This is a genomic window from Allosphingosinicella deserti, assembly GCF_003012735.1.
In the GTDB taxonomy this organism is placed as follows: domain Bacteria; phylum Pseudomonadota; class Alphaproteobacteria; order Sphingomonadales; family Sphingomonadaceae; genus Allosphingosinicella; species Allosphingosinicella deserti.
This window is the reverse complement of record NZ_PXYI01000012.1, coordinates 79,169-93,547: the sequence shown is the minus strand read 5'-3', so window position 1 is coordinate 93,547 and position 14,379 is coordinate 79,169. Positions and strand designations below refer to the sequence as shown.

General features: G+C 66.8%; 11 protein-coding genes. 2 read left to right on the top strand and 9 right to left on the bottom strand.

Features of this window, described 5'->3' with window-relative positions; translation table 11 throughout:
* From C7I55_RS25225 to rimP, 3 genes are all read right to left on the bottom strand, one after another.
* Window positions 1-693 carry a DUF448 domain-containing protein gene (locus C7I55_RS25225; protein WP_106515825.1) on the bottom strand — a complete coding sequence of 231 codons (693 nt, stop codon included), beginning with the start codon at window positions 691-693 and terminating at the stop codon, window positions 1-3.
* A 174-nt stretch (window positions 694-867) separates the two neighbouring features.
* On the bottom strand, window positions 868-2,469 hold the full coding sequence (gene nusA, locus C7I55_RS25220) for a transcription termination factor NusA (RefSeq protein WP_106515824.1): 1,602 nt from the start codon (window positions 2,467-2,469) through the stop codon (window positions 868-870).
* A 1-nt stretch (window position 2,470) separates the two neighbouring features.
* Window positions 2,471-2,998, bottom strand: a complete 528-nt coding sequence (gene rimP, locus C7I55_RS25215; RefSeq protein ID WP_106515823.1) for a ribosome maturation protein RimP — start codon at window positions 2,996-2,998, stop codon at window positions 2,471-2,473.
* Between the two features lie 348 nt (window positions 2,999-3,346).
* Here rimP and C7I55_RS25210 point away from each other — a divergent pair, with 348 nt between their 5' ends.
* Entirely contained in the window at window positions 3,347-4,495 is a 1,149-nt protein-coding gene (locus tag C7I55_RS25210; RefSeq protein WP_106515822.1) for a PQQ-dependent sugar dehydrogenase, read from the top strand.
* Between the two features lie 312 nt (window positions 4,496-4,807).
* Here C7I55_RS25210 and C7I55_RS25205 read toward each other — a convergent pair whose 3' ends face one another.
* Window positions 4,808-5,905: a hypothetical protein gene (locus C7I55_RS25205; RefSeq protein ID WP_158266585.1), complete on the bottom strand. Its 1,098-nt coding sequence runs from the start codon at window positions 5,903-5,905 to the stop codon at window positions 4,808-4,810.
* A 177-nt stretch (window positions 5,906-6,082) separates the two neighbouring features.
* Between C7I55_RS25205 and C7I55_RS25200 the strand changes: the two genes are divergently transcribed.
* A complete protein-coding gene (locus tag C7I55_RS25200; RefSeq protein ID WP_106515820.1) occupies window positions 6,083-6,580 on the top strand; it encodes a hypothetical protein in 498 nt (165 codons plus the stop codon).
* 191 nt (window positions 6,581-6,771) lie between these two features.
* Here C7I55_RS25200 and C7I55_RS25195 read toward each other — a convergent pair whose 3' ends face one another.
* From C7I55_RS25195 to C7I55_RS25175, 5 genes are all read right to left on the bottom strand, one after another.
* Entirely contained in the window at window positions 6,772-8,244 is a 1,473-nt protein-coding gene (locus C7I55_RS25195) for an FAD-dependent monooxygenase (protein ID WP_106515819.1), read from the bottom strand.
* Window positions 8,245-8,494: 250 nt separating this feature from the next.
* A complete protein-coding gene (locus C7I55_RS25190) occupies window positions 8,495-9,211 on the bottom strand; it encodes an ABC transporter ATP-binding protein (protein WP_106515818.1) in 717 nt (238 codons plus the stop codon).
* A 12-nt stretch (window positions 9,212-9,223) separates the two neighbouring features.
* Entirely contained in the window at window positions 9,224-10,606 is a 1,383-nt protein-coding gene (locus C7I55_RS25185) for a DUF3526 domain-containing protein (RefSeq protein ID WP_106515817.1), read from the bottom strand.
* Entirely contained in the window at window positions 10,603-12,036 is a 1,434-nt protein-coding gene (locus tag C7I55_RS25180) for a DUF3526 domain-containing protein (protein WP_106515816.1), read from the bottom strand. Before C7I55_RS25180 ends, C7I55_RS25185 begins: the two co-directional genes overlap by 4 nt.
* 1 nt (window position 12,037) lies before the next feature.
* Complete coding sequence (locus C7I55_RS25175) at window positions 12,038-14,185, bottom strand: TonB-dependent siderophore receptor (RefSeq protein ID WP_158266584.1); 2,148 nt, start codon at window positions 14,183-14,185, stop codon at window positions 12,038-12,040.
* Window positions 14,186-14,379 lie beyond the last annotated feature (194 nt).

Sequence of the window (14,379 nt, the reverse complement as noted above, 5' to 3'; positions counted from 1 at the left end):
CTATCCTTCGTTCACATCCACAGCCGACGCATCCGACGTACCCGCCGATGCGGCGCTTAGCCCGACCTTCTGACCAATAAAATCGCGCCACCGCTCAAGCGCATGACGCACGCGCTGTGCGGCAGCGCGATCGATTACCGCAACATGTACCACATTCTGGCGTCCGAGGGCCAATGACAATATGGGTCTTTCCGCTGGAAAAACCAGTCCTTGGGGGCCGTCGGACTTGGGCCCGTCTTCGTCGCCGCTGCCGACTCGGTAGGCCTGCTCGAGCTTGCGGGTGCCGTCTTCGCCGGCATCGGCAGCGTGGAGCAGCAGATGGACCTGGCCGCGGCGAAGCGCGACGTCGATCTTCTCGCTGCCCGAAATCAGCGTTCCGGCCTTTGCCTCCAGGCCGAGCCGGTCGAGCGCGTTCTGGCGCAAAGCGCCCTCGATTCGGGCGCCGAGATCGTCCGGCGCCGTCACCGGACCCTTGAACGCCCGGGCGAGCGCGCCGCGCAGCTTGCCGTTGGCCTGCGCTTTTTCCAGCGTGGCCCGATCGACTCCGATCCACGCCCCGCGTCCCGGCGCCTTGGCCCGGACATCCGGCGCGACCACGCCGTCGGGGCCGAGCGCCAGCCGTATGAGATCGTCGCGCGCGTCATGCTCTCCGGAGAGGATGCATTTGCGCTCGGGAACATGCTTGTCGCTCATGACAGCCCCTCCCCGGCGAAGCAGCCGAACGGGCGCCCCTCTCGCGTGCGGCGCGGGGCGCGACGTGCGTCAGGCGCGCATGCACGGCCAAAGCCGGCGGCATCATGCCGCCGGTTTCGCCGAGCCAGCCCAAGCCCCTCCGTGATCCGGGAGAGAAATCGGTTCGTTAGGGTGTCATTGGGAGGTTTCCGCAACAGCGTCCTCCCCTTCATCTTCGAACCAGTGGGCGCGTGCGGCCATGATGATCTCGTTACCCTGTTCGTCGGAGAGACCATATTCGGCGAGAATCCCGCCCTTGTCCTCGGACCGGTTGCTTTCGCGCTGGCGGCGCTGCTCGGGACGCTTCTTCTGCACCAGCTCGTCGGTGGCGAGATCGGCGAGATCGTCGAGCGTCTTGATGCCCGCCTTGCCGAGCGTCACCAGCATCGCTTCGTTGAGATACGGCATCTCGGCGAGGGCATCCTCGACTCCGAGCGCGCGGCGCTCCTCGCGCGAAGCTTCCTCGCGGCGATCGAGCGCCTCCTGGGCGCGGCTCTGAAGCTCGGTGGCCAGCTCGTCGTCGAAGCCTTCGATCGAGGCGAGCTCGTCCAGTTCGACATAGGCCACTTCCTCGAGCGCGCCGAAGCCTTCGGCGACCAGCAGCTGGGCGAGCGTCTCGTCGACGTCGAGTTCCTCCTGGAACATCGACGAGCGCTCGACGAATTCACGCTGGCGCTTCTCGCTGGCGTCGGCCTCGGTCATGATGTCGATCGCCGAGCCGGTGAGCTGTGAGGCGAGGCGGACATTCTGGCCGCGGCGGCCGATCGCGAGGCTGAGCTGGTCGTCGGGGACGACCACTTCGATGCGGCTCTCCTCCTCGTCGATGACGACGCGGCTGACCGTCGCCGGCTGCAGCGCGTTGACAACGAAGGTCGCGAGATCCTCGGACCAGGGAATGATGTCGATCTTCTCGCCCTGCAGCTCCTGGACGACGGCCTGGACTCGGCTGCCCTTCATGCCGACGCAGGCGCCGACCGGGTCGATCGAGCTGTCATGGCTGATCACGCCGATCTTGGCGCGGCTGCCCGGATCGCGGGCGGCGGCCTTGATCTCGATGATCGAGTCGTAAATTTCGGGGACTTCCTGCGCGAACAGCTTCTTCATGAAGTCCGGATGGGCACGCGACAGGAAGATCTGCGGCCCGCGATTTTCGCGGCGAACGGACAGGATCAGCGAGCGGACCCGGTCGCCGACGCGGACGACTTCGCGCGGGATCTGCTGGTCGCGGCGGACGACGCCCTCGGCGCGGCCGAGATCGACGACGACGTGGCCGAATTCGACCCGCTTGACGACGCCGGTGATGATCTCGCCGACTCGGTCCTTGAACTCCTCGAATTGGCGCTCGCGCTCGGCATCGCGGACCTTCTGGAAGATCACCTGCTTGGCGGCCTGGGCGGCGATGCGGCCGAATTCGATCGGCGGCAGCGGATCGACGATGAAGTCGCCGAGATCGGCACCCTTCTGCAATTTCTGCGCGTCCTTGAGGCTGACCTGCTTGAAATGGTCCTCCACCTCTTCGACCACCTCGACGACGCGCCACAGGCGCAGATCGCCCGAAACGGGATCGAGCTTGGCGCGGATGTCGTTCTCGGCGCCGTAGCGGGCACGGGCGGCGCGCTGGATGGCATCCTCCATCGCCTCGATGACGATGCCGCGGTCGATCAGCTTCTCGCGGGCAACCGCGTCGGCGATGGCGAGCAGCTCGGCCTTGTTGGCGGAAACGGCAGCAGTGGCCATGTCAGTCTTCCTCTACTTGAATTCTGTCGGCGCCGTCCGCGGACAAAGGCGCGGTCGCGGCGATGAGTTTATCGGTCATGACGAGCTTGGCGGAGCGGAGCGCTGCGAACGGCAGCCCGGTCGAGCCGAGGCCCGGTACCTCGACCAGTATCGTCTCGCCCTCGATGCCGAGGAGGTCGCCGGTGAACTGCTTGCGGTTGGCGAGCGGTTCCTCGAGCGTGATCCGCGCCTGATGGCCCTTCCAATCCTCGAAATCCTGCAACCGGGTCAGCGGCCGGTCGATGCCGGGGGAGCTGACCTCCAGGCGATAGGCGCCGTCGATCGGATCGGTCTCGTCGAGGATTTCGGAAATCCGGCGCGACAGCCGCTCGCAATCCTCCAGCGTCAGCTGCCGCGTGTCCGGCCGCTCCGCCATGATCTGCAGAGTCGGGTCGGAGGTGCCGCCGATCATCTTGACGCGCACCAGCGCCAGCCCTTCGGCCTGCGCCGCGGGTTCGATGAGGCTCTGCACTGCGGTCATGTCCGCCATTCGGATCGGTCCCAAAAACAAAGCTTCCCCGCGCCGGCCCCGACCCCCGGGACCAGCCTCAACGTCTAGCGATGTCGAGGAAGGTGAACGCCATATAGGCCCGCCGACAAAAAACGACAAGCGCGGAATGGCGCGGAAATCGGCCGTCGAAGCGGAGAGGGGCGGCACGCGCGGCGAGCGGTGCCTTGGCCTTGTGTCCAGGTTGATATCGCACGGCTTTCTGCCGAAATGAAGCTGTGGCCCGGCGCCCGAGTCGCAATGATTTCGGCATCGGCCGCCAGGGCGCTTGACGGGCCAGCGGCGGTTGAGCAGGGCTGTTGTCCTGATCCCGAAACTTCGGAGGCTTTGATGCGCGCGTTCGGCCTGGTTGCACTCCCCACCCTGATGCTGGCGGCTTCCGCCTGCAACGCGCAGGGCGAAACCGTCGGCGGCGGCAATGCCGCGACGCAGGCGCAGGGCGGACGTCCCTTCGCTGTCCAGGAAGTCGCCAAGTTCGACGAACCCTGGGCGATGACCTTTCTGCCCGGCGGTCACGCGCTGATCACCGAGAAAGCCGGCCGCCTGCTGCTGCTCGCTCCCGGCGGCGGCACGCCGATCGCGGTCGCGGGCGTCCCAAAGGTCGATTATGGCGGGCAGGGCGGCTTCGGCGACGTCGTCCTCCATCCCGAATTCAGCGAGAACAATCTCGTCTATCTCAGCTGGGCAGAGGCCGGCGAGGGCAACACCCATGGCGCGGTGGTCGGCCGTGCGCGGCTGGTCCGCGAAGGCGGCAGCGCCCGGCTCGACGGGCTGCAGACGATCTGGCGGCAATCGCCCAAGGTCGAAGGCCAGGGCCATTATTCCCACCGCATCGCCTTCGGTCCTGATCGCAAGCTCTACATCACCAGCGGCGAGCGGCAGAAGTTCACGCCGGCGCAGGACATGAACCAGAATTTGGGCAAGGTCATTCGCCTCAACGACGACGGCTCGGTGCCGGCGGACAATCCGTTCGCAGCCCGCGGCGGAGTCGCCGCCCAGGTCTGGAGCCTCGGCCACCGCAACCTGCTCGGCATTGCCTTCGACGGGCAGGGGCGGCTGTGGACCAACGAGATGGGGCCCAAGGGCGGCGACGAGCTCAACCTGGTCGAGCGCGGATCCAATTACGGCTATCCGATCGTCTCCAACGGCGATCATTATGACGGCCGGCCGATCCCCGATCACGACACGCGTCCGGAGTTCAACGCGCCGGAAGTGACCTGGACCCCGGTGATCTCGCCGTCGAGCATGATCGTCTATTCCGGCGCCAAATTCCCGGCTTGGCAGGGCAGCGCGCTGATCGGCGGCCTCTCCAGCGAAGCGCTGATCCGTGTCGCCTTCAACGGCACCAGCGCCCGCGAAGCCGAGCGCTTCCCGATGGGCAAGCGCATCCGCGAGGTCGAGCAGGGCGCAGACGGCAGCGTCTACGTGCTGGAAGACGGCGAGGGCGGACGGCTGCTGAAGCTGGTACCGGCGGGCTGAGCGGCAGACCCGCGACCGCTGCTCGCCACGGCGTGGATGGCCATGCCGTCATCTCTTCCAAACCGTCATCCCGGCGAAAGCCCGGGCTTCAGCCCGGAAGAGGCACGGCAACCATCATCCCTGCCGGCGCGCGTCCTGGTGGAGCAGCGCGCCTCGGCGCCGGGCAAGGTTCGACGCAATGCGACTGACACCGTCCCCGTCGCGAGGGTCGGGCGTCTGACGGTAAATCAGGGTAAGGCGTGGTAGACCGGTCTGCGCGTCCAGGCCCTGTTTCGATGATCCAGCGGCCGTCCGTCGAGCGGAAGGTATCGGCTACCGCCGCTCGCCGCCTGGCAGCCTCAGCGCAGACCAGGGTATGATCGCCCATTCCGGTGCGTCGCAGGCGCGCTGCACCCGTGGGAAAGAGGCGCCGAGCCACAGGCCCTTGTCCGACAGCACCCAGGCGGGGAAATTCCAGACCTCGGGGTCCGCATAATCGCATTCGTCCTCCGCGCCCTCGCCTGGAGGCGCCATCTGTTGGGGATGATGGCGCTTCAGCAACGCGACCACGCCCGGCGCGAAGCTGTTGCTGCGATAGGCGTACCAGCCGTCGCCGTCTTCCGCGGGAACCGGCACCGATCCGAAGCGCAGCAGGTCGTCGAGGTGCAGCTCGCCCCCCGTGCGCATGTCGTAACTGTGCCCCACCGTTGCGAAGTCGGGGTGCGCATTGCCTGCGCAGCTCCAGCTGGCGGTCCAGGCATAGCTCATATGATCGGCCCCGAGCCACGGCCTGTCCGCCTCGGCGATCTCGGTGCCGGGCCGTCCGTCCGAACCTGTACAGGCGAACCAGTCCGAGACCGTCTGCCACTGGTTGCGCGCGAGTTCACGGTTGATCGCCGCCATCGCCGGCGCCGGATAGCCGGTCTCGAGCCGGAACAGCCTGATGCCGGACAGCGGCTCACGGTACCAGCGGATCGTTCTGCCATCGATCGTCTCCGCTTGCTGCGGCGCGAGGCGAAGGCCGGCGAGACGCCAGCGTTCATAGAGGCTCAGTCCAGGCGGTACGTCTGCAGGGAGTCCGTGCGGAGTGCCGGCCGGTTGCAGGCTGACCGGCAAGCTTCGTGCCTTTGCGGTCGTCAGCACGCCGGTGAGATTCGCGCCGATGCGCTTCAGCCGCAGCTGGTCGCCGGTCGTCCGCGACTGCAAGGTTATCGCGCTGCCCTCGGCCTTGCCGGACAGATCGATGTCGAGCCGCGACGCCCGGTAGAAATAGCGGCCGAAAAACTCTCCCCCGTCCTCGGTCAGCGCCACGACGACTCGGGCCCCGCCGACGACGCCTTCATAAAGTGCCTCCGGTGCGGCCGACGCTCCCGTCGGCAGCATCAGGGTAAGCAACATCGCGGCGAAGACGGCAAAGGAGGACGATCGCATCGTGATTGGGTCCATCGGAACGGAGAAGGCAGCGCCAGCGTATCGCGACAGCGGCGGCGATCGCAACCGCAGCACCGACGAAGCAGGCTCGTCCCCCGATGTCTGTCACGGCACGTTCGAAGCACCCCGCTACGGGCGGGTTCCTGCGCCGGTGAATTCTGGTAGGCGCCGAATCCTATGTTCGATCATCGCCCAGCTGGCATCTTGCTCTTGCTGCTTGCCGGGGCCGCTACAGCGGCCGCCGCCGCACCCGCAATCTCCACGCCCGCACCCGGCAGCGCGGAGCGCGGCGCCGTTCTCAAGATCCTGCACGATGGCGACGACAGACCTGAAGCGCGGTTCCGGATCCGGCAGTTTCGCGTGGTGCGAACCGGCGCGCGTGCGATTGCCTATGTGAAGGGAGAGGGAGAAGTGGGGGCGTTCGAGGCACTGCTTGAGCAGGAGGGCCGCACACCGTGGCGCAAGCTGTGGGGCGAGGGTGACGGCGGCAGCAACAGCTGCGAGGTCGGCGCCCGCCATTATGCCTGGGCTCTTCGCCGCATCCGCGGCTATCGGATCGATCCAGACGCGCTTTTCCCGGGCCTTGTCGCCCGAACCCGCGAACTCGAACGCATGGCAGCGGCGGAACCCGAGATACAATGCGTCGGCGATCTGGACGGGGGGCCCGACGAATAGCGGCTCGTCTCATCGGGGTAGCTCACCAGCCATCGTCGCGGCCTCGGCTGATGGGCCGCTCGACGTTCAGTCCATTGTGAGGGGTTCAGCGCCGCCACGCCATTGCTATCCGTTCCCCACTCGCGAGGCATCCCCATGCCAGGGAATGCCTCGCTCATACTGCCGGCATCCGTCCCGAACGCCGGCCGAGTTCATTGTCGGGGATTGCCGAACCAGGCGCCGCACGCGTCCGCCAAGCCGTCGGTGTTTCCATTCCCGACCCAGGCGACGTGCCCGTCGGGGCGAATCAGGATTTCGGCGGGTGTCGGGACAAGCCCGATAACGGGCAACTCGATCGCGCCGTGGTATCTCGCGTCCACGATCTTGATTCGATCCGCCCACCACTCGGCCGCCGGCCGAAGATCCGCCTGGCCGAGGTTCAAGAGAACGGGCGTCGCGTCGTGAAGCAATTCGAACACCCGGGTCGGCCCGTCTTTGCAGATGATGTCGAGGTCCGGCATGCGGCGGCCGAGCATCTCGTGTCCCTCGCCGAGCGCGTATCGTACGTCGAGGCCGGAGATCATCGCCGCATACCATCGACGGGGCGCGTCCATGCGCATCACGTCCGCCATCAGTGCGCGCAGGGCAGTGGTCCGATCGTCACCGCGATTGAGCGCCGTGAGCGCCAGCGTATGCTTCAACAGGGTGGCGCCGGCCGGATGCCGCTCGGAATGGTAGGTATCGAGCAGCGCGTCCGGTGATATCCCCCTGACGACCTGGGCAAGCTTCCAGCCGAGGTTGACCGCATCCTGAAGGCCCATGTTGAGGCCTTGCCCGCCGACGGGGGAATGGACATGCGCCGAATCGCCGGCAAGCAGGATGCGTCCCTTGCGATAACAAGCGGCCTGCCGCGCGGCGTCGGTGAACCTCGAAAGCCAGGTCACGTCATGGACGCCGAAGTCGGTGCCATAGGCCGCCACGAGCGCATCCCGGAGAGCTTCGACGGGCGGCCTGTCTCCGCGTTCCAGGCGCTGCTCGGTCACCACGCCGCGCACACGCCTGCCGTCGTCGAGCCTGCTCAATGCCTGCAGGCCCCGCTCGCCGTAGCGCACGCCGAGTTCCGGATCGGTCGACATGTCGGCCTCGAAGATCAGATAGCTGATCGAAGGATCCCAGCCGGGAAAGGCAATCCCGGCCGCCTTGCGGATCAGGCTGCGGCCGCCGTCGCATCCGACGAGATAGTCGGCCGCCAAGGACCGGCCGTCGCGCAATTGGATCGTGATACGGTTCGCACCCTCCGTGAATCCCGTCACCTCGCATCCGCGATAGATCCGGACCTTCCGTTCGCAGATCCAGTCCGCCAGGCCGTGCTCGATCTCGGCTTGCCACAGGCCGAGGGTGTAATTGTACCGGGTCGGCCGATCGCTCCCCTCGAGGATTGCACCCGCGATCGGAACGGCGTGATGCTTGGTGCCCTGGGCTACGAAGCGCTCGGCCAGGCCGCGCTGATCCAGAAGCTCCAGCGCGCGGGGATGAAAGCCACTCGCACGTGAGCCTTCGACCTCCTGGTTCCGCCGGCGCTCGACGATCGCCACGTCAACGCCTGCCAGCGCGAGTTCGCCCGCCAGCATCAGGCCTGTCGGACCGCCACCGGCAATCACGACTTGATGATCGAATGTCTGCATGTGCCACCTCGAGAATCGCTAAGGGGCTCGCTTTCTACGCGGCAGCCGGGGCCTTGATGCAAGAGCCTTGAGACCCATATCTATGTCATGAGAGGGCGGTTCTTCCCTTTCGACGTCCGCCTTCATGCTTCCAATCCTGGGCGCCCTCGATCCGCGGGACGGCGACTGGCTTGTGAAGCCGGGCGCCGACGTCGGCGAGAGCGTTCGCGAAACAGGCGTTCACGTCTGCAAGGTCACGCCTGCGGAGCAATCACGACTCGGCGGTCGAGCCCATTTCCTCGAGGTAGAGGCTTTCCAGTTCCGACGCGGTGATGTCCGCCGCGTCGATCATGCGGCGGAGCCGGCCGCCGCGCATCAGGCCGATCCGGGTGCCGACTTCGCGGGCGCGGAACAGGTCATGGGTCACCATCAACACCGCGGCTCCTGCGTCGCGTTGCCGGACGACCAGCGCGTGGAACTCGGCCGATGCCGCCGGATCGAGCCCCGAGGTCGGCTCGTCCAGCAGCAGCGCGCGCGCCTGTTTGGCGATCGCAAGCGCCAGCCCCACCTTCTGCCGCATGCCCTTCGAATAGGAGCTGGCGCGGCGATCCATCGCATCCCGCGCGAGCCCGGCGCGATCGAGGCAGTCGCGCAGATGCATCGCGGAGACGTCCTCGACCCCCGACAGGGCTGCGAAATAGGCGAGATTCTCGAGGCCGCTGAGCTCGCCGAAAAGGGCGATCTGCTCCGGTACATAGAGCAATTTGCGCTTGGATCCGATCGCGTCGGCGCGGACATCGACGCCGTCGACCCGCGCCTCGCCGGAGGTCGGTTCCAGGAAGCCGAGGAAGAGGTTGATCGTCGTCGTCTTGCCGGCGCCGTTGGCGCCCAGAAGGCAGACGATCTCCCCCGGAGAGACCGTGAGGTTCAGCCCGTCGAGGGCGCGGTGCGACCCGAAATCCTTGGTGAGAGCAACGGCTTCGAGCATGGATGGAATACCTTAGAGCAGCTTGGCCGGTCCGCCCCGCAGGCGAAATGCAGCCGTTGTGAGCACCAGAGAGGCGATCAGCAGAAGAGCGGCGACGTCGCGCGTCAGTGGTCCGGCACGGCTCGGCTCGGCGAAGGCGAAGCGCGGCAGGCCCGAATCATAGTCGGCCAGCGTCAGCAACCTGTCTTGGTCCATCCAGTCGAACGCGAGCAGGCGCATCTCGCCGGCGAAGGCGCGCGCCTGTGCCTGGAAGGCGAGCGCGCGGGTTGCGTCGGTGCCTGCGATCCGGTCCAGCGCATCCTGGGTAACGACCGCGGGCGAGAGGAAGCGCAACCTGTCCGCGAGCGTCCGATGCTCGCTCCTCCCTCGGCGGTAGGCCTCGTGCAGCGGGCGGAGTCGCGAATCCCGCTGCTGGATCTCGCGCCGGCTGTGCCAGAGCGAGGCGGGATAGGCCCGTCCTGAGGCCGCGGTGGCCGCCGCGCGTGCGGCGACGGCATTGGCCGCCCGCACCTCGAGCCCTGCGGCGCGCACCGCATTCGTATAAGCCATGGCCGAGGGTGGCGCCGCACCGAGGTTGGCGGCTGCTGCACTCATAGCAGGGATCAGGATGGTCACGGCCAGCCACGCCGTCCCCATGGCGAGAGCGGCGGTCGTGGAGGCACGTACGAACAGGTTGATCAGGATGGCGAGCACGATCCAGAACGTGCCGTAAGCGGATGTCACGAGTGCGAACAGGGCGAGGCTCGCCACCTCTCGCGCGCCGGCTATCAGCAGCGCGGTGACCGCGATTGCCGTCATGGCCGCAAGCATGCCGCCCCCGCGCACCGCAGCGCGTGCGAGAATCAGTCGGCCGGCCTGCACCGGGTGCGCGAGCTGGAAGCGCGCGCTGCCGCTCTCCACGTCGCGAGACCAGAAGTCGTAGGTTGCCGCGATCAGCAGCAGCGGCAGCAGCAGCACGATCACGAATGCCAGGTCGAAGCGTCCCGCCGCGAGGACGATGGGGCTTTCGAGGCCGGCTGCGTGCGCATCGAAGATCGTGTCCGGATCGATGAAGGGCGAGATGCTGGCCGCTGCGGGATAGCTTTCCGCCTGCCCCGCCGACAGCAGCGCAAGCGGCGCATTGGGCAGGCCGGCACGGAAGGGCAGGGCGGTCGCGTAGACAAGGCCGAACTTCGGCTTCTCTCCCTTGGCAAGGAGTGCGGCGAAGTCGGTCCGCCGCAGCGCCATGATCTCGTCCGCTTCGGCAACGGCCTGCGTCACCAGCGCCTCGCGCTCGGCCGCCCATCGCGCGCCGGCCAGGACCGCAAACCCCGCCGCAAGGGCGAACAGGAGCAGCATGATCCGCATCACCGGATCTCGCCAGGCACGTATCCATTCGAGTTGGACCAGGCTCATGCGTTTGACCTTCCAAGCCGGCTGCCAGCGGCAAAGGCGAAGAGGGTGGCGATCGCCGCCCAGGCCCCGAGAATGGCGAGATCGGGCCCGTGGCGTGAGAGCGCTTCTCGCTTGGAGGACGGCGTGGGCGTGAAGCGGGCGTCGCGGGTAATCGCCGCCACATCGGCCAGATAGGGACCTGCTCCCTCCCTTCGCGGGCGGAAGATGATGGCGCGGTTCAGGCCTTGGACCAGTTCGTAGCGGAAGAGCTCGGCCTGCTCCAGGAACTGGCGGTGGGCATGCTGATCGCTGCCCGCCAAGGCGCGTGACCAGGGCCGGATGGCCTGCAACGGCGAGAGCAAGGCGAAGCCGCGCTGGATCTCCGCCTGGCGATCGTAGCCCTCGTAAAGCGCCGCGAAGTGGCGCCGGTAGAGGGAGGTGGACAGAGCCTCGCCGTGGAAGAGCGCAACGCCATTGAAGTCGATCGGCAGATCCTCGATTCGCGACACGCCGTAGCGCCGCATCGTTTCCGCGCGCAGACGTTCCAGGCGGGCATCCTGGGGATCGTGGCCGCTCGGCCCCTCGCGCATCTGCTTGGTGACAGCGGCTTCGAATGCGGGTCCGGACAGGGTCGGGGCAAGGCTTTCCGCAATCGAGGGCGCGATCCGCGGCACGAACAGCGTCGCCACGGCCCAGAAGGCAAGCAGCAGCACGAGCGCGGTTCGAGCGGAGGTGAACGCCGCCGAAGCGCCGAGCGTCAGCGCTGCAAAGGTGAAGAGATAGAGAGCATAGCCGGCCATGATCCAGAGCAGGGCTCCGAAATCCGTTACGGAGGCACCGGCCATCCCCAGGGCGGCTCCCGAGGCGAGCGCTGCGACCGCGACCAGCCCGACGGCCAGCCCGCCGAACGCCGCAAGTCGCCCCGCCATCAGCATGGTCGGCCCGGCGCCTGCGGCAAGTTCCTGACGCAGCAGTCCGCGGGCATGCTCACCGGCAAAGGCGGCAAAGCCCGACAGGATGATCAGAAGCGGTGCCAGCACCTGCAGCATGGTCGCAGGGCTGAGATCCCCGAAGCGGTCCAATGCCGTGCCGCCGTCGATGGCGCGATGGCGTGCCGGGTTGCTGGCATGCGCCTCCAGCTTCAGCGACGTGCCGAGCTGCGGGAGCAGGCCGGGGTCGAACGCCGCCAATGGCGATGTCGGCTTGAACAGATAGCGTCCGAAATGGGCGGCACCGTGGGGATTTGCTGCGCCCTGCTGTGCCCAGATCTGCGCTTCTTCCGACTGCCCATCGCGTCGTTGGGCCTCTTGCCTGGCGTGGAGCGCCGCGCCGGTAAGGCCCGCGGTGCAGAGCAGCAGCAGGAGCGCGAAGCCGAGCAGGAACAGCCGCCGGTCGCGCATAAGCAGCCGCCATTGCTGACCGGCGACCGTCGTTGCAAGCGGGCGGCCCATCTCAGTAGCTGGCTCGGAGCGTCACGAGGACGTTACGCGGCTCGCCATAGAAATTGTACGTGTTGATCGATCCGACCCTTTGGTAATAGACCTTGTCGAACAGGTTGTTGACCGACACGAAGGCGCGCAGATCGTCGTTGAACCGCCAGCCGAGCTGGGCGCCGGCGATGGCGAACGGAGACTGTTCGCGGAGTCCGGCGACGCCGCCTGCGACGACGCCGCTCTGCCCGTTCACGCTGATCGCCGCGAAGGCTCCGCCAAGCGTCGCAGGCTCGTAGCGAGCGTAGAATTTGTACTGATGACGCGGCGTGTTGAGGTCGAAAACGGCACCGTTCTGGGCGGCCGTGCCGACCTCATATTCCGTTTTGACGTTGGTGTAGCTGGCAACGAGGTCCAGCCCCTCGAACGGACTGCCGGTCACCTCGAACTCGAAGCCCTCGATCTTCACCACGCCCGCGGGAACGAAGAAGCCGGGATTGGCGGTGTCGGCAAGTGATCGGTTCTTGTCCTTGCTGCGGAACACCGCGCCGCTCGCATTGAGCGCTCCATGGAGGAAGCGCCCCTTCAGCCCCGCCTCATATTGCTGTCCCACCCGCGGGTCGAGCACCCTGCCGTCCACCTGGAGCGCGGTCTGCGGATTGAAGATATCGGAGTAGCTGCCGTAAAGCGTGATGTCGTCGGTGAGGTACAGCACTGCGCCAAGGCTTGGCGTGAACTGGCCACGTTCGCGTGCGCCGACCGCGAAATCCGTCACCGGCGAGGGCGCTATGCCTCGCGTCTTGTTGGTATAGTCGCTGATGCGGCCGCCGGCCACGATCGTGAAGCCGTCGAACGGGCGCAGGCGAAGTTGCGCGTGAAAGCCGCTCTGCTGAAGGTCGGTCTCGCTGCCCGAGGTGAACTGACTCGTGGGGAGGGGTATGCGGTCTGCCTCGAAGATCGAGAACCGTCCCTGCGAGGTCTGTGTGCGCTGGAGGAACGAGGTGGTCCGCTTGTCCCAGCTATAGCCGATTGCCAGCTCATGCTCCCGGCCGAACAGGGTGAACGGGCCTGTGGCATAGGCATCCACCGCGGTCTTCCCGTTCATGCCCTGGGCGCGACGGTTTACGTAAGCGGCGGTCAGCGTCACCGGGTCGACGCCGGTGCCGGGCTGGATGAAGGCGTCCTGCCAGGCCCGCGGGATATCGCGATGCAGTGCGCGTACGACCACGGACCAGGTCCCGATCTCCTGCCTCACCTCGCCGGCATACTCGGTATTGGTCTCGGTGAACTGGTTCCAGCTCGGCAGATGCTGGAAGTCGCGCGGGAAGTTCAGGAACTGGTCGGTCAGCGGATGCCGCGTCGACGAATTCCCGATCACCCGCAATCCGTAGGCAGGCTGCCCATTCATCGGTGTGTCGGCGACCGTATCCTCGTAGCTGAGCGATGCACCAAGCGTGGTTGTGGGCGTCAGGTCGAAGTCCAACGCAGCGTAAGCCGTGAGCTTGCGCGTATGCGATTTCTCCTGGAAGAAGTCGCGGTCGTGCAACGCCCCGACCGCCCGCACGCGCAGGCGTCCCGCGGCATCGACCGGGCCGCCAATGTCGAACTCGCCGCGAAAGTTGTTCCACGATCCCGCCGAGAGTGATGTCGACACCTGGAAGGCGCGAGGGCCACGCTTGCGAATGAGGTTGATCGTGCCGCCCGGTGATCCCGATCCGCGGAACAGGCCTGCCGGCCCGCGCTGAACCTCCAGGCGCTCGTAGATGACGAGGTCGAATTCGGGCACTCCGGAGGAGAAGGTCGAAGGCACACCGTCATAGGCGTAGTCGAGCACGAAGCCGCGCGCGCGATAATCCGGGTTGATGCCGTCGAACGGCATCACCGTCACTCCGGCAACCGTCTGAACGGCCTCGCCGATCGTGAAGAGATTGCGATCCTCGATCTGTTCTCTGGTGACCACGCTGACGGATAGCGGGATTTCGATGATCGGCGCAGGGCTCTTCCCCGACACGGCCGCCGTCGCCGGCGCGTAGCCGTCGTCTGCCGCGATGCCGGTGATGACGATCTCCTGCCTGTGCGCGTCCTCACCCTTCACCGTCTGCCCGTGAACCGGCGCACCAAGAGCCGGGAGGCCGAGCAAAAGCCCGGCGCCAATCGCACGATATTCCAATCTGTCCCCCCAAACATGAGATGCTATATCATCTCTGGCGCTAGCTCGGCGGATGGAGCCTGGCAAGCCCCCGGGCGAGAATTGGGGGACAACTCGAAAGCGATCCCGAAAAGCCCATGCCGTTCCGCCGAGGTGGCGCCGAACGGGACGCCGGGGGTCGAACAGGAACCGGGCAGTCCCCGGTGCGGGTCGGG